This window comes from Variovorax sp. J2P1-31 (genome assembly GCF_030317215.1).
Lineage (GTDB): Bacteria > Pseudomonadota > Gammaproteobacteria > Burkholderiales > Burkholderiaceae_C > Variovorax.
The window spans coordinates 472,428-490,849 of the sequence record NZ_JASZYA010000002.1 but is presented as its reverse complement, the minus strand read 5'-3'; the positions used below and the strand labels follow the sequence as shown (position 1 = coordinate 490,849).

General features: G+C 70.0%; 20 protein-coding genes. 14 read left to right on the top strand and 6 right to left on the bottom strand.

The features are described from left to right. Positions 1-91 precede the first annotated feature (91 nt). Genes QTI20_RS13390 through rutD form a run of 7 tightly spaced genes read left to right on the top strand, consistent with a single transcriptional unit; the run spans position 92 to position 5,573 of the window. Complete coding sequence (locus QTI20_RS13390) at positions 92-1,168, top strand: ABC transporter substrate-binding protein (protein ID WP_286551528.1); 1,077 nt, start codon at positions 92-94, stop codon at positions 1,166-1,168. Between the two features lie 17 nt (positions 1,169-1,185). After that, a complete protein-coding gene (locus tag QTI20_RS13385) occupies positions 1,186-1,872 on the top strand; it encodes an isochorismatase family protein (RefSeq protein ID WP_286551526.1) in 687 nt (228 codons plus the stop codon). Between the two features lie 45 nt (positions 1,873-1,917). Then, positions 1,918-2,304: a Rid family hydrolase gene (locus tag QTI20_RS13380; protein WP_286551524.1), complete on the top strand. Its 387-nt coding sequence runs from the start codon at positions 1,918-1,920 to the stop codon at positions 2,302-2,304. 31 nt (positions 2,305-2,335) lie between these two features. Continuing rightward, positions 2,336-3,172, top strand: a complete 837-nt coding sequence (locus QTI20_RS13375; protein ID WP_286574211.1) for an ABC transporter permease — start codon at positions 2,336-2,338, stop codon at positions 3,170-3,172. Positions 3,173-3,184: 12 nt separating this feature from the next. Further along, positions 3,185-4,009, top strand: a complete 825-nt coding sequence (locus QTI20_RS13370; protein WP_286551522.1) for an alpha/beta fold hydrolase — start codon at positions 3,185-3,187, stop codon at positions 4,007-4,009. Continuing rightward, the gene (locus tag QTI20_RS13365) at positions 4,006-4,791 is read left to right on the top strand and encodes an ABC transporter ATP-binding protein (protein WP_286551521.1); all 786 of its coding nucleotides are present in this window, start codon (positions 4,006-4,008) and stop codon (positions 4,789-4,791) included. The genes QTI20_RS13370 and QTI20_RS13365 overlap by 4 nt, the downstream gene beginning before the upstream one ends. Next, on the top strand, positions 4,788-5,573 hold the full coding sequence (rutD, locus tag QTI20_RS13360) for a pyrimidine utilization protein D (protein WP_286551520.1): 786 nt from the start codon (positions 4,788-4,790) through the stop codon (positions 5,571-5,573). The genes QTI20_RS13365 and rutD overlap by 4 nt, the downstream gene beginning before the upstream one ends. A 1-nt stretch (position 5,574) precedes the next feature. Here the strand turns inward: rutD and QTI20_RS13355 are convergent, their stop codons facing one another. The 5 genes from QTI20_RS13355 to QTI20_RS13335 are packed head-to-tail and all read right to left on the bottom strand — an operon-like array spanning position 5,575 to position 10,205. Continuing rightward, positions 5,575-6,303, bottom strand: a complete 729-nt coding sequence (locus QTI20_RS13355) for an ABC transporter ATP-binding protein (RefSeq protein ID WP_286551518.1) — start codon at positions 6,301-6,303, stop codon at positions 5,575-5,577. Continuing rightward, positions 6,287-7,324, bottom strand: coding sequence for an ABC transporter substrate-binding protein (locus QTI20_RS13350; protein ID WP_286551517.1), 1,038 nt, complete (start codon positions 7,322-7,324; stop codon positions 6,287-6,289). Before QTI20_RS13350 ends, QTI20_RS13355 begins: the two co-directional genes overlap by 17 nt. Then, positions 7,321-8,445, bottom strand: coding sequence for an LLM class flavin-dependent oxidoreductase (locus tag QTI20_RS13345; protein WP_183026127.1), 1,125 nt, complete (start codon positions 8,443-8,445; stop codon positions 7,321-7,323). The genes QTI20_RS13350 and QTI20_RS13345 overlap by 4 nt, the downstream gene beginning before the upstream one ends. Positions 8,446-8,461: 16 nt before the next feature. Beyond that, positions 8,462-9,337, bottom strand: a complete 876-nt coding sequence (locus QTI20_RS13340) for an ABC transporter substrate-binding protein (RefSeq protein WP_286551515.1) — start codon at positions 9,335-9,337, stop codon at positions 8,462-8,464. Positions 9,338-9,374: 37 nt separating this feature from the next. Then, entirely contained in the window at positions 9,375-10,205 is an 831-nt protein-coding gene (locus QTI20_RS13335; RefSeq protein WP_286551513.1) for an ABC transporter permease, read from the bottom strand. A gap of 182 nt (positions 10,206-10,387) precedes the next feature. Here QTI20_RS13335 and QTI20_RS13330 point away from each other — a divergent pair, with 182 nt between their 5' ends. From QTI20_RS13330 to QTI20_RS13305, 6 genes are all read left to right on the top strand, one after another. After that, positions 10,388-11,035 carry a CGNR zinc finger domain-containing protein gene (locus QTI20_RS13330; RefSeq protein ID WP_286551512.1) on the top strand — a complete coding sequence of 216 codons (648 nt, stop codon included), beginning with the start codon at positions 10,388-10,390 and terminating at the stop codon, positions 11,033-11,035. Positions 11,036-11,108: 73 nt separating this feature from the next. Beyond that, a complete protein-coding gene (locus QTI20_RS13325; RefSeq protein WP_286551510.1) occupies positions 11,109-11,822 on the top strand; it encodes a 2OG-Fe(II) oxygenase in 714 nt (237 codons plus the stop codon). Continuing rightward, positions 11,822-12,472, top strand: a complete 651-nt coding sequence (gene alkB / locus QTI20_RS13320) for a DNA oxidative demethylase AlkB (RefSeq protein WP_286551508.1) — start codon at positions 11,822-11,824, stop codon at positions 12,470-12,472. Before QTI20_RS13325 ends, alkB begins: the two co-directional genes overlap by 1 nt. Before the next feature lie 85 nt (positions 12,473-12,557). After that, entirely contained in the window at positions 12,558-13,646 is a 1,089-nt protein-coding gene (ada, locus tag QTI20_RS13315; protein ID WP_286551507.1) for a bifunctional DNA-binding transcriptional regulator/O6-methylguanine-DNA methyltransferase Ada, read from the top strand. 2 nt (positions 13,647-13,648) lie between these two features. Next, on the top strand, positions 13,649-14,242 hold the full coding sequence (locus tag QTI20_RS13310; RefSeq protein ID WP_286551505.1) for a 2OG-Fe(II) oxygenase: 594 nt from the start codon (positions 13,649-13,651) through the stop codon (positions 14,240-14,242). Positions 14,243-14,493: 251 nt separating this feature from the next. Beyond that, positions 14,494-16,419, top strand: a complete 1,926-nt coding sequence (locus tag QTI20_RS13305; protein WP_286551504.1) for a S8 family serine peptidase — start codon at positions 14,494-14,496, stop codon at positions 16,417-16,419. 126 nt (positions 16,420-16,545) lie between these two features. On the opposite strand, the gene QTI20_RS13300 is transcribed toward QTI20_RS13305, so the two are convergent. Continuing rightward, complete coding sequence (locus QTI20_RS13300) at positions 16,546-17,019, bottom strand: Lrp/AsnC family transcriptional regulator (RefSeq protein WP_286551503.1); 474 nt, start codon at positions 17,017-17,019, stop codon at positions 16,546-16,548. Positions 17,020-17,201: 182 nt separating this feature from the next. On the opposite strand from QTI20_RS13300, the gene QTI20_RS13295 reads away from it, so the two are divergent. Further along, the gene (locus QTI20_RS13295) at positions 17,202-18,419 is read left to right on the top strand and encodes a diaminopropionate ammonia-lyase (protein ID WP_286551502.1); all 1,218 of its coding nucleotides are present in this window, start codon (positions 17,202-17,204) and stop codon (positions 18,417-18,419) included. Positions 18,420-18,422: the final 3 nt, after the last annotated feature.

Genomic DNA, 18,422 nt, shown 5'->3' with positions numbered 1-18,422 from the left:
TGCCTTTTGCGCACTGCCACATGACAGATTCGGTAATTTACAGAACACAGGGCGCCCCCTAAATTTGCGCCATCCACTCACAGGAGCCCGCATGACCCACCCGGCCAAAGACCCCCTCCCCGCCGCTCCCGCGGTCCTCACGCGCACGCGCCGCCAGGTGCTGGTCGGCGCCGGCGCCGCCGGTTTCGGCACGCTGCTCGGCAGCCTGGGCAGCCCGGCCATCGCGCAGGGGCTCAAGCCCATCCGCATCTCCGAGGCGATCCATCTGGGCATGTACGCCTCGGTGTACGCGGCGGTCCATGGCGGCTACTTCAAGAAGCACGGGCTGGACGTGGCCGTGAGCTCGGCCGGCGGCATCGCGCTGGCGGTGCCGGTGGTGCTGTCGGGCAACGCCAGCTTCGCCGTCACCGGTGCGGGCATGTCGGTCAACGCCACCAACGAAGGCGCCAAGCTGGTCAACATCGCCAAGATCGTGGGCGGTGTCGCGATGTGGGCCGTGGCCAAGCCGGGCACGAACATCAGGAAGCTCGAGGACTTCCGCGGCAAGACCATCGCAACGCTGCGCTTCCCTTCGTCGAGCATCCAGACGCCAACCTTCGCGATGAAGGAACGCGGCGGCTTCGACCCCGAGAGCGCGGGCGTGAAGTTCCTGCAGCTGCCCGCCGGCGCCCAGGCTCAGGCCGTGCTCGACGGCCGCGCCGACGTGGCCACGATGTTCGAGTGGGACGTGAGCATCGCCAAGCAGAAGTTCGGCCTCGAGCCGGTGTTCGCCTTCGCCGACATCATCGGCCCGCTGTCGTGGACCACCGCCATCGCCACCAAGGCGCTGGTCGAGAAGGACCCGGCGCTGGTGCAGGCCTTCTGCGACGCCATCGCCGAGGCGCAGGCCGCGCTGCAGGTCGACCGCGAACTGTTTCTCAAGGCCTCCTTCGCCGAGTTCCCGCAGATCGACCAGGCCGTGATCCGCGCCGCGGCCGACAACCTGCTGACCAAGTCGACCGCGATCCCCAGGAACCCGACGATCTCCAAGGCCGAGTGGGACACCAACATGGCCTTCGAGATGGCCGGCGGCTCGGTCAAGTCGCCGCGGCCCTACGAGGAGATGGTGGACAACCGCTTCGCCGAACGCGCCACCGCCAAGTTCGCCGCCGCCAAGAAATCGTCGTGAAACCCACTCCAGCCATCATGTCCATCCAGCTCCCCGCCCGCCCCGAAGCCTTCGACCTCGACCCCGCCCGCACCGCGCTCATCGTGGTCGACATGCAGAACGGCTACTGCTCGCCCGGCGGCTACTTCAGCCACCTGGGCGTCGACCTCTCGGCCACCGCCACCGTCTACCCCGCGATCCAACGCGCGCTCGACGCCGCGCATGCCAGCGGCATCCAGGTCATCTGGCTGCAGAACGGCTGGGACGTCGCGCAGAAGGAAGCCGGCGGCGAAGGCTCGGTCAACCAGCGCAAGGGCAATTCGCTCAAGCTGATGCGCGAGCGCCCCGAGCTCGCGGGCCAGCTGCTCACCAAGGGCACCTGGGACTATGCCTTCGTCGATGCGCTGCAGCCCGGCGGCGACGACATCGTGCTGCCCAAGCCGCGCTACAGCGGCTTCACCAGCACCGCGCTCGACAGCATGCTGCGCAGCCGCGGTATCGACACGCTGCTGGTCTGCGGCACGGCCACCAACGTGTGCGTGGAGTCGACCATCCGCGACGCCTTCTTCCACGAGTACTTCCCGGTGCTGGTGCGCGACGCCTGCTTCCAGGCCGGCCCGGCCTTCATCCAGGAAGCGACGGTCTACAACGTCGAGCGCTTCTTCGGCTGGACCACCACCGTGGACGAACTGGTCGAAGCCTGCGCCGAGCCGGCCGTGGCCTGAGCCACCCGCATCCCGATCCCCCCAACGCCAACGCAAGGAGACCCCATGTCCATCGAAGTGATCGTTCCCCCAGGCTCCGCGCCGCCGCTCGCGCCCTACAGCCCCGGCATCAAGGCGGGCGGCTTCGTCTACGTGTCCGGAACGCTGGCCATCGGCCCCGGCGGCGAGACGCTGGCGGTCGGCGACGTGACGGCGCAGACGCGCATCGTGCTGGAGAGCATCAAGTCCGTTATCGAGGCCGCGGGCGGCACGATGAAGAGCGTGGTGTTCAACCAGATCTTCCTCAAGGACCTGGCCGACTACGCCGCCATGAACGCGGTCTACAAGGAGTACTTCCCCGAGCAGCCGCCGGCGCGCTATTGCATCAAGGCCGACATGGTCCGACCCGAGTTCCTGGTCGAGCTGGCCACCACCGCCTACGTCGGCACCTGAGGCCATGGCACACACCGACCTCGCCTCCGCCATGCCATCGCATCGCCCCGTCGCTTCGAAGCCCGCCGCATCGGCCACCGCCACGGCCAAGGCACCGAAGCGCAAGCCCGCGCCGCGCAGCCCCGGCAAGCTGCTGATCCTCGCAGGCCAGGTGCTGCTGGTGGGCGGCCTGTTCGCCCTGTGGGAACTCGCGATCCGGCGCGAATGGCTGCCGGTCTATTCGTACGGCCAGCCCACGGGCATCTGGCGCGAGTTCGTCTCGGGCCTGGGCTCGGGCGCGCTGCTGCGCGACACCTGGGTGACGGCGCAGGAAGCCATCCTGGGCTTCCTGATCGGCAGCATCCTGGGCTCGGTCTCGGGCCTGCTGCTGTGGCTGTCGCCCACCGTGGCCGCGATCCTGCGGCCGATCATGGTGGCGCTCAACGGCCTGCCCAAGATCGCGCTCGCGCCGCTGATCATCGTGTGGTTCGGCATCGGCATGGAGTCGAAGATCGCGGTGGCCGCGTCCATCACCTTCATCGTCTCGATGCTCACCAGCTTCACCGGCAGCCAGGAGGTCGACCACGACTACGTGCGCATGCTCAAGGCCATCGGCGCCAAGCGCTGGCAGATCTTCCGCATGGTCATCGTGCCGGGCTCGCTGCCGTGGATCAGCTCGGCGCTGCGCCTCAACGTGGGCTTCGCGATGATCGGCGCGGTGGTGGGCGAGTACATCTCGGCCGAGAAGGGCCTGGGCTACCACGTCTACTACGCGGGCACGCTCTACAACCTCAACGGGGTGTGGGTCGGCATCTTCGCGCTGATGGCGCTGGCCCTGGTGCTCGACACGCTGGTCGGCTGGGTCGAGCGCCGGCTGGCCTGGCGCTGAGGCGGTCGCGCCATGCCGCTCGCGAACATCGGCGACGCCAGCCTCCACTACGAGATCGCCGGCCGCGACGAGGGCACGCCGGTGCTGCTCGTCGCCGGCCTCGGCGGCGTGGCCGGCTACTGGCAGCCCAACCTCGAGGCCTTCGCCGCGCGCCACCGCGTGCTGCTGCACGACCACCGCGGCACCGGGCGCAGCACGCATTCGGAGATGCCGTATTCGGTCGAGCTTATGGCCACCGACCTGCTGCGGCTGATGGACGCGCTCGACGTGGAAAGCGCCCACCTGGTGGGCCATTCGACGGGCGGCGCGATCGGCCAGGTGCTTGCCGCCACGCAGCCCGAACGCGTCGCGAGCCTGGTGCTCTACGCGAGCTGGGCCACGCTCGATGCGCAGATGGCGCGCTGCCTCGCGCTGCGCCGCACCTTGCTGCGCAGCGCAGGCATCGCCGAATACCACCGCGCGACGCCGGTCTTCCTCTATCCGCCGGACCACGTCTGCGCGCACCACGACCTGCTGGAACGCGACATCGCCGCGGCCACCGCGGGCTCGCCCTCGGCCAGCATCCTCGAAAGCCGGGTCGACGGCATCATGGCCTTCGACGGCCTGCCCTACCTGCCGCGCATCCAGTGCCCGACCCTGGTGCTGGTGGCCGACGACGACATCCTCACGCCACCGGATTCGTCCCGGCTGCTCGCCGAGCGCATCGCCGGCGCACGGCTGGTGCGCACACCGCATGGCGCACACGCGCTTTCGCGCGTCGAGCCGGCCTTCTTCAACGACACCGTGCTCGCCTTCCTGGCGCAGCATTCCACAGAGACCACCGAGGCCACGCCATGAACTCCCAAGACACCGTGCTGTCCGCCCGCAACGTGGGCATGACCTTCAACCAGGGCACGCCCAAGGCGGTGACGGCCATCGACGACATCAGCTTCGAGGTGAAGCGCGGCGAGGTGGTCGCCATCGTCGGCCCCTCGGGCTGCGGCAAGACCACGCTGTTCAACATCATCTCGGGCCTGCTGCAGCCCACGCAGGGCAGCATCCTGGTCAACGACAAGCCGGTGCACGACGCCACCGGCCACGTCGGCTACATGCTGCAGAAGGACCTGCTGCTGCCCTGGCGCACGGTGCTGGAGAACGTGATCATCGGCCTGCAGGTGCGCAACGTGCCACGTGCCGAGGCCGACAAGATCGCACGCGGCCTGATCGAGGCCTACGGCCTGAAGGGCTTCGAGGAAAGCCTGCCCTCGGGCCTGTCGGGCGGCATGCGCCAGCGCGTGGCCTTCATGCGCACGCTGGCCTTCAGCCCCGACGTGATCCTGCTCGACGAGCCCTTCTCCGCGCTCGACAGCCAGACCCGGCTGATCCTGCAGGGCGACATGCTGCGCATCATCCGCGAGCGCCAGTGCAGCGTGGTTCTGGTGACGCACGACGTGGGCGAGGCCATCACCATGGCCGACCGCATCGTGGTCATCAGCAGCCGGCCCGGCCGGGTGCATGCGGTGCACGACATCGACATCGCGGCCGAGATGCGGCACCCGTTGAAGATCCGCAAGCTGCCGCTGTTCAACGCGCTCTACGACCAGATCTGGGGCGAGCTCGGCATCGAGATGGCCGCATGAGCGCGCTGCGCTACGAACTCGTCGGCCGCAGCGATGCGGCCGCCCCCACGGTCGTGCTGTCGGCCGGCCTCGGTGGCGGTGCCGGCTTCTGGCAGCCGCAATTCGATGCGCTGGCCACGCACTTCCGCGTGATGCGCTACGACCACCGCGGCACCGGCCGCAACGCTGGCGCGCTGCCCGCGGGCTACCGCATCGCCGACATGGCGGACGAGGTGGCGGGCCTGCTCGACGCGGCCGGCATCGAGCGCGCGCATTTCATGGGCCATGCGCTGGGCGGGCTGGTCGGACTCGAACTCGGCCTGCGCCATCCGCAGCGGCTCGACCGCCTGGTGCTGGTCAATGCCTGGGACACGCTCGACAGCCAGACCGCGCGCTGCTTCGAGGCCCGATTGCATGTGCTCGACGCGGGCGGCGCCGCGGCCTATGTAAAGGCGCAGCCGATCTTCCTCTACCCGGCCGCCTGGCTGTCGGCGAACGCCGAGCAGGTCGAGGCCGAGGTGGCGCACGGCATCGCGCACTTCCAGGGCCGCGAGAACCTGCTGGCGCGCATCGGTGCGCTGCGTGCCTTCGATGTTTCGCAACGGCTGCGGGAGATCCAGGCACCCACGCTGGTGATGGCTGCGCGCGACGACGTGCTGGTGCCGTGGACGCGTTCGCAGCGCCTGGCCGAGAGTCTGCCGCAAGCGCGCCTGCACCTGGTGCCCGAGGGCGGCCACGCGTTCAGCGCGACCGAGGCCGCGGCCTTCAACGCGGCGCTGCTGGACTTCCTGCAGGCCGATTGAATCAGGCGTCGACCTCCACGCCCAGCAGTTGCAGCAGATCGACCTTGTGTGCCTCCAGCCCCGGGTCCGACATGCGCCGCGGCCGCGCGATGTCCAGCGCCAGGTCCGACACGATGCGGCCCTGGTCGAGCACCAGGATGCGGTCGGCCAGCAGCAGGGCTTCGTCGACGTCGTGGGTCACCAGCAGCACGGTCGGCTGGTGGCGCTGCCAGAGGTCGAGCACCAGCCGCTGCATCGTGAGCCGCGTCAGCGCATCCAGCGCGCCGAAGGGCTCGTCGAGCAGCAGCAGCGCGGGTTCGCGGGCCAGCGCGCGCGCCAGCGACACGCGTTGCGCCTGGCCGCCCGACAGCGTCTGCGGCCAGGCCTCGGCCTTGTCGGCCAGGCCGACCTCGGCCAGCGCCGCGACGCCCTGCGCTCGGCGGTCGTCGCCGCCGAGGTTGAGCACCACGTTGCGCCAGACGCGCAGCCACGGAAAGAGCCGCGGCTCCTGGAAGGCCACCGACACCGAGGCCGGCACCTGCAGCCGCTCGGCCTCCTGGCCGCCGTCCAGGCCCGCGAGCACGCGCAGCAGCGTGGACTTGCCCGAGCCGCTGCGGCCCAGCAGGGCCACGAACTGGCCCGGCGCGATGTCCAGCGACAGGCCGCGCAGCACCGGCGGCGCATCGCCGAAGCGACGCGTCAGTCCGCGCAGCTGCACGCGGCGGTCGTCGCGATCAGAGGGCAGCGACATCGACGGTGGTTCCCTTGACCTCGATCGGCTGGGCCGTCAGCCCGTGCTTCGCATAGAAGTCGGCGATCTCCTGGAACTCGCGCAGCAGCGCGTCGTCGGCCGGCACCACGGTCGAGGGGGGCACCTGGCGGATGATGTCCGCGACCGCCTTGGGCACGCCCTGCTTCTCGTTCAGGTCGGCCACGCGGCCGGGCGTGGCCTGCACCGCCTCGGCCTCCTTGCGCAAGGCCTCGTAGACGGCCTTCACCAAGTCCGGGTGGGCCTGCGCGAAGGCGCGCGTCGTGACGTGCACGTTGCGGTTGAGCGAGCCGATGTCGCCGCCGTAGACCACCACGCGCGCACCGGGCTCGGCCTGGCCGGCCGCGAAGAACTGCTCCCACACGGCCCAGGCGTCGACATGGCCTTGCGCGAAGGCGGTCGAGGCATCGGTCGGGCCCAGGTAGACCACGGTCACCTTCTCGACCGGGATGTCGTGGCGCGCCAGCGCGAGCCGCAGCAGGTACTCGCCGGTGCCGCCCTTGTTGACCGCGATCTTCTTGCCGACCAGGTCGGCCACGGTGCGGATCCCGCTGGCGCCGGTCGCGACGATGCCCTGGTCCTTGCCCGAGCTCTTCTCGGCCGCGAACACCACCAGGTCCTTGTCGGCGGTCGAGGCGGTGAGGAAGGAGGTGGCGCTGCCGCTGCCGATGTCGATCGCGCCGCCGCGCAGCGCCTCGGCCGTGGGCACGTAGGCCGGGAACGGCGGCTTCCACACCACCGAGCCGCCCGCGGCCTGGACCGAGCTCTCGATGCCGCCGCTCAGCTGCGCCAGCGTGAGGAAGTTGAAGGCCTGCAGCGGCGCGATGCGCGCGACCTTGGCGGTGGTGGCGGCGGTGGCGGGTGCGGCCGGTGCGGCGCCCGCGGCGGCAGGCGCCGGCGTGGATTCGCGCGAGCAGGCCGCGAGCAGCGTGGCGAGCACGCCGCCGCCGATCAGGCCCAGCGCCGCGCGGCGGCCGCTGTTGTTCAGGTCCGAAGATTTCATGCTTGCTTTTTCCATGCCGTATCCCTTTCTTTGGTCCAGGCGGAGGTGACGCCCGGGTCGACCGCACGGTCGACGGGCAGATGGGGCAGCACCAGCTCGGCGAAGCGGTAGGCCTCTTCGAGCAGCGGCATGCCGGAGACGATCAGCACCTCGATGCCGGCATCGCGGTAGTCCTGGATGCGCGCGAGCACCTGCTCGGGGCTGCCGACCAGCGCGGTGCCGGGGCCGTGGCGCACCAGGCCGATGCCCGACCAGAGGTTGGGCGCAATCTCGAGCTCGCGCAGGTCGCGCGGCTTGCGCCCGCCGTGCAGCGCGGACATGCGCTGCTGGCCGATCGAATCGATGCCGGCCACGTACGACTGGGCGCCGGCGATGGAGCGCTCGTCCATGTGCTCGTACAGGTCAGCCGCCGCTTCCCAGGCCTTGGCCTCGGTCTCGCGCACGATCACGTACAAGCGGATGCCGAAGCGGATCTTGTCGGCCCGGCCGTGCTTGGCCGCGAGCGCGCGCACTTCGCGGATCTTCTCTTCGGCCTGCTGCGGCGTCTCGCCCCACGAGAGGTAGGTGTCGATGTGCTTGGCCGCCACCTCGTGCGCGGCCGGCGAGGAGCCGCCGAACCACAGCGGCGCGGGCTGGCGGTAGGGCGGCAGCGGGATGCCGGCGTCGACCACGTGGATGTACTTGCCCTTGAAGGTCACGGTCTCGCCGCGCAGCAGCGCCGTCAGCACCGTGAGGTACTCGTCGGTGTAGGCATAGCGTTCGTCGTGGCTCAGGTGCACGCCGTACTGCGCCATCAGCTTGGCGTCGCCGTTGACGATGTTGACGCGCAGCCGGCCCTTCGAGAACTGGTCGAAGGTGTTGATCATCTTGCCCAGCAGCACCGGCGACAGCAGGGGCGGATGGGCCGCGATCAGGTGCTGGAAGTTGTCGGTGTAGGGGATCAGCGACGCGCCCTGCACCCAGGCGTCGTGCGAGCCCGTGGCCAGCAGGGCACCGGTGTAGCCCAGGTGGTCGACTGCACGCGCGAGCTGCTGGAAGTAGGGATAGGTGAGCGCGCGGGCGCCGTCGGCGCGCCAGGGGTAGCGGCCGTCGGGGCCGGTGAGGTACCAGAGAACTTCCATGATCGATTCCTTTGAGTCAGTGCGCGCGGCCGGCCGGGAAGGCGGCGGTCACGGTGTCGCTCACGTCGAGCGGCGAAGGGATGAGGCCGAAGCGCGCGAAGATGTCCGCATGCGATTGCTGCTCGGCCGCGAAGCCGGCGTCGGGCACGTCGATGCCCCAGGGGCGCGACTGCAGCGAAGGCAGCCATTGCGCGGCCGTGTTGCCGTTCACGCCTTCGAGCAATTGCGCGGCGGCCAGCGGGTCGGCGGCGGTGAGGCGGTCGGATTCGGCGATGGCATCGACCAGCGCCTGCACCGCCTGCGGATGCGCGGCCACGGTGGACTGCCGCGCCCAGTAGACCGAGCGGTTCGAGAAGCTGCTGCCGGGCTGCGCCAGCACGCGCACCGGCACCGTGGACTCGATCTTCGACAACAGCGGATCGGTCGCGACGATGGCGTCGAGCAGGCCGGCCTCGAAGGCGTCCTTGGCGGTGGCGGGCAGCAGCTCGACCGCGTTGACCTCGCGCCAGTCGATGCCCGCGGCGTGCAGCTCGGCCGCCAGGAACTGCGTGTGCCACGAGACCGGCATCAGCGCGATGCCGCGGCCCTTCAGGTCGGCCAGGCTGTGCAGCCCCGAATCGGCGCGCACCACCACGCCGCCGCGCTCGGCGCGCGGGCCGGACATGCCGAACACCACCACCGGCAGCTCGCGCGCCTTGGCCAGGATCGGCGGCGTCGCGCCCGTGCCCATGAGCTGCAGCACGTCGAGTTCCATCAAGGGGATGGTCTGCGCGCCGGCGCCGTGGATGAAGAAGTCGATGCCCTGCGCCTTGAGCGAGGCGCGCAGGGCGGACCGGCGGGCGAGGATGGACAGCGAAGGGTTCTGCGGATGGGCGCCGACGATCAGGGACATGGGATGCGAGAGAGAAGAAACGAAGGAGACGCTGGCTTCAACCCGTGTAGACACGGCGCCAGGAAAGAAGAAGGCGCTCGAGCAGGCGCACCCCGTAGTCGGTCGCCAGGCCCAGCAGCGCATAGACCGCCACGCAGACCAGCATGATGTCGGTGCGCACGAACTGGCGCGCATTGGTCAGCAGGAAGCCGATGCCGGAGTCGGCACCCACGGTCTCCGCGATGATCACCGCCACCCAGGCCAGCCCCAGCGCGAAGCGCAGGCCCACCAGCAGGCTGGGCAGGGCCGCGGGCAGCAGCACCTGCAGCGCGATCGCGAAGCGGCCCATGCGCGCGACCCGCGCCACCTCGACCAGCTTGGCGTCGACGTTGCGGATGCCGCCGAAGGTGTTGATGTACATCGGCACCGCGACACCGAAGGCCACCAGCAGCACCTTGGGCGTTTCGTCGATGCCGAACCAGAGGATGAACAGCGGCACCAGCGCGGTGAAGGGGATGGTGCGCAGCATCTGCATGGGCTTGTCGACCAAGTCCTCGCCCAGCCGCGAGAAGCCCGCGAACACGCCGGTCGCCAGGCCCACGGCCAGGCCCAGCAGCGAACCCTGCACCACGCGCGACAGGCTCACCAGCAGTGCATGGGGCAGCGAGCCGTCCTGCACCATGGTCCAGGCGGTGAGCAGCAGGCGGTCCGGGCCGGGCAGCGTGCGCGGGTTGAGCCAGCCGGCCGCGGAGGCCGCATACCAGGCGAGCAGGAACATGACGATGGACAGCCAGCTGCGCAGGCCGGCCAGGGCGGTCCACACACCCAGCCTGGGCCGGCGGCCCGCGATGCGCTCGGCCTGCAGCGCTGCACTGCTGTCGTCGCTCATGCGCGGGCCGTCCCGTGGGGAGGTGGTGCGGCGGCCGCGAGGGCCGCCTGGAGTTCGTCGTCATGGGTCATACCAATGACGAATCTAAGGGTCGACCCTGAGTCGACCAAGGAAGGAAAACAGATATCCATATGCGATCACCGACGCGGACCGCGAACGGCAACGCTCCTAAACTGCCCCGCGTGCAAAGCGGACGCAGACCCCACATCCCCGAGGCGACGCCGCGCGCGCACGTCGCCGTGCGCCCGCTCAAGGCCGGCGATTTCTCCTTCAAGTTCCGCGCCGGCGTGCCCTGCCTGCTGCTGGTCGAGACGCTGGGCGAATGGACCAGCCGACGCTACGAACGCGTGCGCAACGAAGACCTCTGGCACAGCTGGCTGCGCAGGATGAAGCTGCCCGTGCCGCAACTGCCGGTGGGCGAAGAGGGCCTGGCCGACATGCGCGTGCTGCGCGCCGCCATCTACGAGACGGCGCAAGCCATCCGCGGCCAGCGCGCGCCGCAGCACGACGCCATCACGCAGATCAATGCCTGGGCCTGCCACACGCCGCTGCCGCGCCTGCTCGACGGCACCGGCACCGCGCTCGAGCCGCTGGCCGAGGTGTCGAACGCCCATGTGCTGGCCCTGCTGGCGCGCGACGCGATCGCGCTGTTCTCGAGCGAGGCGCGCAGTCGCATCAAGGAATGCGCGAGCCCGACCTGCCCCGTGATGTTCCTCGACCGCTCGCGGCGCGGCGACCGCATCTGGTGCTCGCCGACCTGCGGCGCGCGGCTGGCCTCGGCGCGCTACCGGCGGCGGCTGTTTCCGGTGCCTGAAGAAGAAGCGGCCTGAGGCGCCGGCGAAGAATTCGGGCGCAAGGATCGGAGTGCCGTGCGGCAGGGCACCGGCCTAGACTGGGTCGGCCATGCACGACTTTTTCACGCCATCGCCCGACACGTCCGAAGACGCCGCCCTCGCGGCCGCGCTCGACGCCGAAGGCCATGCGCTGCTGCCGCGCCTTCTCACGCCCGACCAGTGCCGGCAACTGGCCGGCCTCTACACGCAGGAGGCCCTCTATCGCTCCACCGTCGTGATGGCGCGCCACGGCTTCGGCCGCGGCGAATACAGGTACTTCGCCTATCCGCTGCCGCCGCTGCTGGAACGACTGCGGCACGCGCTCTACCCGCGGCTGGTGCCGATCGCGAACCGCTGGAACGCGCAGCTCGGCATCGACGTGCGCTACCCCGCCACGCTCGCCGCATTCCTCGATCGCTGCCACCGCGCCGGGCAGCGCCGGCCCACGCCGCTGATCCTGTCGTACCGCGAAGGCGACCACAACTGCCTGCACCAGGACCTCTATGGCGCGCACGTCTTTCCGCTGCAGGTCGCGATCCTGCTGTCGCGACCCGACGTCGACTTCACCGGCGGCGAGTTCGTGATGACCGAGAGCCGCACGGGCCATCAACGCGCCGACGTGGTGCCGCTGACGCAAGGCGACGCAGTGGTCTTCACGGTCAACCAGCGCCCCGAGACAGGCCCCAGTGGCCGCACGCGCAGGCTGGCCATGCGCCACGGCGTGAGCCGGGTGCACGGCGGCCAGCGGCACACTGTGGGCCTGATCTTCCACGACGCCCTGTGATGCACACGCTCGCGCTCTTCGACGACGAGGCCCCGCTGCCCGACCTGCGCCTGGGCCCGCAGGCCGTGGTGCTGCGGGCCTTCGCGTTGCCGCGGGTCGGCGATCTGCTGCCCTGCATCGACGCGATCGCGGCGGTGTCGCCGTTCCGGCGCATGGTCACGCCGGGCGGCTTCACCATGTCGGTGGCGCTGACCAACTGCGGCGCGCTGGGCTGGACCACCGACCGCCGCGGCTACCGCTACGCGGCCGTCGACCCGCTCACCGGCCAGCCCTGGCCCGCGATGCCCGAGGCCTTCACACGCCTCGCAAGCGAAGCCGCCGCCGCCGCGGGCTTCGCCGATTTCTCGCCCGACGCCTGCCTGGTCAATCGCTACGAACCCGGCGCGCGGCTGGCCCTGCACCAGGACAAGGACGAGCAGGACTACGGCGCGCCCATCGTGTCGGTGTCGCTGGGCATGGCGGCGCGCTTCCTGTTCGGCGGCCTCGCGCGCGCGCAGCCCACGCAGAAGGTCCTGCTGCAGCACGGCGACGTGGTGGTCTGGGGCGGCGCCGACCGCTTGCGCTACCACGGCGTGATGCCGCTCCAGGGCGACGCGCACCCGCGGCTCGGCCTGCAGCGCATCAACCTCACCTTTCGCCGGGCGGGCTGAGCCGGGCACGCCAGTTCGAGCGCAAGAAGCGGAGTGCTTGCGATCGAAGTCCGCAAGACACTGGGATCTCCTCTGGAGCACCACCATGAATGCCATCCTCAAGCACCCCGACGCCGACGCCACCCCGGCCTACCCGGACGACGAGCAGCGCTGGGCCGCCGTGCAGGCGCGCGACGCGCGCGCCGACGGCCACTTCGTCTACGCCGTGCGCACCACCGGCGTGTACTGCCGGCCCAGCGCCTCGGCCCGGCGGCCGAAGCGCGAGAACACCGTGTTCTTCGCCACCGCGCAGGCAGCCGAGGCCGCGGGCTACCGCAGCAGCCAGCGCGCCGCGGGCGACCGCAGCGCCTTGGCCGCGCAGCGCGCCGCCACCGTCGCCCAGGCCTGCCGGCTGATCGAGCGCTCGGAGTCGCCACCGCAACTCGACGCGCTCGCCGCCGAGGTCGGCCTGAGCCCGCACCATTTCCACCGCGTGTTCAAGGCCCAGACCGGGCTCACGCCCAAGGCCTATGCCTCGGCCTTTCGCGGGCGCCGTCTGCGCGCCGAACCGGCCGAGCACGGCGCTACCGTCACCGATGCGATCTACGGCGCGGGCTTCAACTCCAACAGCCGCTTCTATGCGACCGCCGACGACCTGCTGGGCATGCGGGCGCGCGACTACCTGGCGGGCGGCCCGAACCAGCGCATCCGCTTCGCGGTCGGCCAATGCGCGCTGGGCGCGATCCTGGTCGCGCAGAGCCCGCGCGGCATCTGCGCGATCCTGCTGGGCGAGGACCCCGATCGGCTCGTGCGCGAGCTGCAGGACCAGTTTCCCAAGGCGGAGCTGATCGGCGCCGACGGCGACTTCGAACAGCTGGTGGCGCAGGTCGTGGGCTTCGTCGAGGCGCCTTCGCTGGGCCTGGACCTGCCGCTGGACGTGCAGGGCACGGCCTTCCAGGAGCGGGTGTGGCAGGCGCTGCGCGAGATCCCGCCCGGCACCACCGTGAGCTATGCGCAACTCGCGGCGCGCATCGGCCAGCCCAAGGCGGTGCGGGCCGTGGCCCAGGCCTGCGGCGCCAACCACCTGGCGGTCGCGATCCCCTGCCACCGCGTGGTGCGCACCGACGGCGCTTTGTCGGGCTACCGCTGGGGCGTGGAGCGCAAGCGCGCACTGCTCGCGCGCGAGGCGGCCTGAGCGTGGGCTTCGACGCAGCGGTCGCCCGGCTGGACTGGGCCGGCCTCGAAGCCCGGCTCAACCAGGAGGGCTTCGTGGCGATCCCCGCAATGCTCGGCGACGCACAGATCCGCGCGCTGACGACAGGCACGGGCTGGCCCGTTGGGGTCGCCGAGCTGCAGCGGGCCTTCCATCCGCGGCTGGCGCCGATCTCGGCGCGCTGGAACGACACCCTGGGACGGCCGCCGCGCCACGCCGGCACGCCGGGCGTCTTTCAAGCGTCGCAGGCAAGCCTGAGCCGCCTGCGGGCCGGCGAGGACCAGCCCCTGCACGACCGCGGCGCCGAGACCCAGGGCTTCGCGCTGCAGCTCGTGGCCCTGCTCGGCGAGCCCGGCGAGGACTTCACCGGCGGCGCCTTCGTGATGACGGAGCAGCGCCCGCGCATGCAGTCGCGGCCCCTGGTCGTGCCGCTGCGCCGGGGCGATGTCGCGGTGATCGCCGTGGCGCAGCGGCCCCAGGTGGGCAGCAAGGGCACCTACGCGGTCCATCTGCGGCACGGGATCGGCCGGGTGCGCAGTGGCGAGCGCCTGGGGCTGGAATTGCTGCTTTCTAATTGAAATTGTTAATTTGAATTTTCAATTCAAAACCAAAATCCCAGGAAAAACAACAGGCCAACGAAGATTCATCGACACCCAAAAAACATGACTAACTTCATGTTTTTTCATCATTTTTTGTCAACAATATTCAACCAACATTTCATAAAAAATAAAACTTTCTACAACAAAAAGAGAATAAGAACCGATGCCCTGCAGGCGGCGCACGACGTCCCTCCGGCCCATTTCTTTATTCACCTCCAAAGGATCTTCAGTTGAAGAAAGTTAAGTATTTATCTTGTGGTTGGACCTCCGCCCACCGTGCGCTGCCGATCGTCGCGCTGGCCCTGCTGGCCGGCTGCGGCGGCGGCAACGGTGGTGGCGGGAACACCGGCGGCAATGGCAGCACGGGCAGCGGCGGCGGAGGCACCGATGTCGGCGGCGGGAGCAGTGGCAACGGCAACGGCGATGTCGTCGCGGCTTCGCCCAACCGCCACACGCTGGACGTTCGCTGCGCGGACACGGCCGCGCCCCTGCAGCGCGCCACGGCCGCCAACGAGGACCCGCTGTTCACCGACCAGTGGTACCTGAAGAACATCGGCCAGGCCGTGTTCGCCGACACGCTGCCCTGCGCCGGCGTGGACCTGAACATCGGCACGCTGCACGCCCAGGGCCTGCGCGGCCAGGGCGTGAAGGTCGCGGTGGTCGACAGCGGCATCGACATCGGCCACGAGGACCTGGCCGCCAACATCGTGCCCGGCGGCAGCAAGAACTTCCTCGACGACACCCAGCCCCTGGGCGACAAGGACGGCCATGGCACCAACGTCGCCGGCATCGTCGCGGCCCTGGGCTGGAACGGCCGGGGCGGCCGCGGCGTGGCGCCCGAGGCCGGCCTGCAGGGCTTCAACGTCGGCGAAGTCATCTTCAGCGGCACGGTGGCCGAACAGGCCGCGGCCTTCCGCAAGTACGTCGGCTATGCCTGGGGCGAAGGCGCGGAGGCCAAGAGTACCGACGTGTTCAACACCAGCCTGGGCGCGCCCTACACCGGCGCCTATCCGGCCATTGCGCAGGCCGAACTCCAGGCCTGGGAGTCGCTCATGAGCGGCACGCGCGCGGGCAAGGGCGGGGTCTATGTCTATGCGGCGGGCAACGGTTTCATGCAGCCCGAGGACATGGAGAAGAACGACCAGTTCGCAGGCTGCGACGCCAGTGCAGCGGGCCTGAGCTGCGTGCTGGCCAACACCGATCCGGCCGCCAACTTCCGCCAGACCATCGCCGTCGCCTCGGTCAATGCACGCGGCGCGCGCTCGTACTTCTCCTCCGCCGGCGCCGCGGTCTGGGTGTCGGCGCCGGGCGGCGAAGGCGGCCGGCAGCTCGACGTGGCGGGCCCGGGCCAGCGCGACTACGGCCCCGGCATCGTCACCACGGACATCCGCGGGTGTGCGGAGGGCCTGAACACCACGGCCATGCGCCTCAACGCGCTCGACGGCGGCACGCCGCTGGACCCCGACTGCCACTACACCGCGGCCTTCGGCGGCACCTCCTCGGCCGCGCCGATGGTGGCGGGCATCGCGGCCCTGATGCTGAACGCGAACCCGGCGCTGACCCAGCGCGATGTGAAGTTCATCCTGGCCTCCACCGCCCGCCCGCTGGACCTGGCCCAGCCCGCCGTCAGCGCCCGGGGCACCCTGGTCGACGCCGGCTGGGTCAGCAACGCGGCGGGCTATCGCTTCAGCAACTGGTACGGCTTCGGCCTGGTCGATGCCAGCGCGGCCGTGGCCATGGCGCGCGGCTTCCGGACGCTGCCGCCGCTGCAGGACAGCGGATGGACCGCCTCGGCCGACCGGCCGTCGGAGATCGGCGGCGCCCCGTCGTCGGCCGCGCTGCGGGTGCGGCTGGATGCGAACGTGGCGATCGAATCGGTGCAGTTCAGCCTGGCCACCAGCCACACCCGGCCGAGCGCGCTCTCGGCCACGCTGACCTCGCCTTCGGGCACGGTGAGCCATGTGCTCACGCCGATGTCGACGCTGAAAGGCGGCAGCGACTTCGGCATCCCCCTGTCGTCGAGCAATGCCTTCTTCGCCGAAGCCTCGAAGGGAGAGTGGGTGCTGCGTGTGACCGATGTCTCGGGCCAGCCGGTGAGCGGCGCGCAGTTGCGGAGCTTCCAGCTGCGCGTGACGGGGCACGCGAAACGCAGCTGAGCGCGGGCGTCGGCTGCGCCGTCATCGCACGGCGGTGCACCGGCGCCCCATGGGGTGGGCACCGCGGCGTCGGCTGCACCGTCATCGCACGGCGGTGCACCGGCGCCCCATGGGGTGGGCACCGCGCTATGCCGCCTCGATGTTCACCTTGGCGCCGGTCTTCACCCGGTCCATCACCACCAGCGTCCTGAAAGCCTTGACGTTGTTGTTGCCGTGGAACAGGCGCCGGGTCAATTCGACGTACTGGTCCATGTCGCGGACCAGGAAGATCAGCACGAAATCGCACTCGCCGGTCACGTAGTAGCACTGCTGGATCTGCGGGCAGGCCTCAAACCCGTGCCGCATCTCGTCCAGCAGGTCGGCGCGTTCGCTTTCAACCTTCACCTCCACCACGACAGTCAATCCGTAGCCCACGGCCTTGGGATGGATGCGGGCCGTGTAGCCCTCGATGACACCGGCCTCGCTCAGCAGCCGGAGCCTGCGGTTGACTGCAGCGGTCGAGAGGTTGGCACGCGCACCCAGTTCGCTCTGGGGCATGCGCCCGTCTTCCTGGATGGCGGCCAGCAGCACGCGGTCGTAGTTGTCGAGCTTGGGGGTCATGTGAAAGGGCTGCCGGAAAGCAGCCATGAGATTGATAAATCATTCAACTTCAACCCCTGATTTTAAGAATTTTCCGCGTCAGTGATGAATAACATTTACCTCAGAGCGATGCGTCGACGGCCCCTCTGTCGCCCATGGCACGAACTTGCAAGAGCCCTGTCCCGAACCCCGGAGAACGATGGATGTTGATCGCCAACCCGCGCGCCGAGCGCACGCCCTATCCCGCCGAGCTGCGCGCCATGCTGGACATCGAGGGGGCGCTGGAGAGCCGGCGCTGGCTGGCGCCCTGGACCGGTATCGCACGGGTGGCCACACCGCTCTACGATCTGCCCGACCTGGCGCGAGCCCTGGAGGTCGCCCGGCTCAGCGTCAAGGACGAATCGGTGCGTTCGCCCCTTGGCAGCTTCAAGGCGCTCGGGGCACCGATCGCGCTGGTGCGGCAGATCCTGCGGCTGCATCCCGATTTCGAGCCGACCGCCATCCTGAGTGGCCGCCATGCGGCGCAGCTCGCCTCCTACACCGTGGTCAGTGCCACCGACGGCAACCATGGACGCGGCCTGGCCGCCGCGGCGCGCGATGCGGGATGCCGCTGCGTGATCGTGCTGCATGCCCAGGTGAGCGCGGAGCGCGAGCAGGCCATCGCGGCATTCGGCGCGCGGATCGTGCGCGTCGCCGGCAACTACGACGCGTCGGTCGACGAGGCCGCGCGCCTCGCCTCTGAGAACGGCTGGCAGGTCGTGTCCGACACGTCCTATGAAGGCTACGAGGACATCCCTCGGGACGTGATGCAGGGCTACGGCACCATCGCCGCCGAAATCGTCGAGCAGACGGGCGCGCGCCCCAACGAAGCCGGTGCGTTCACGCACGTGATCCTCCAGGGCGGCGTGGGTGGCCTGGCCGCGGGCCTGTTCAGCTACCTGTGGGAATACCACGGCCTGCAGCGGCCTCGCTTCATCGTCGTGGAGCCGACCCAGGCGGACTGCCTGCTGCAGAGCGCCATCCAGGGCCGCGCCGCCAGGGCCACCGGCTCCGTCGATTCGGTGATGGCGGGCCTGGCCTGCGGCGAAACCTCGCCCCTGGCATGGAAGTTCCTGGCCACCAGCGTCGAGCACTTCATGACGATCAAAGACGAGCAGGCCATCGAGGCGATGCGCATCCTGGCCAGGGGCAGCGACAACGACGTGCCGATCGTGGCTGGTGAGTCCGGCACGGCCGGCCTGGCCGCGCTGCGGTGGCTGCGCAGCGACCCGGTCCTGTCCGCGCACGTGGCGCTCGATGCGCAATCGCGCGTGCTCATCGTCAACACCGAAGGGGCGACCGCGCCGCAGGTGTACCAGGAACTGGCTGGCGAATCCGCCGATTCAGTGCAAGCGCGGCAGTCCCGTTGGATCAGCCGCTGACCC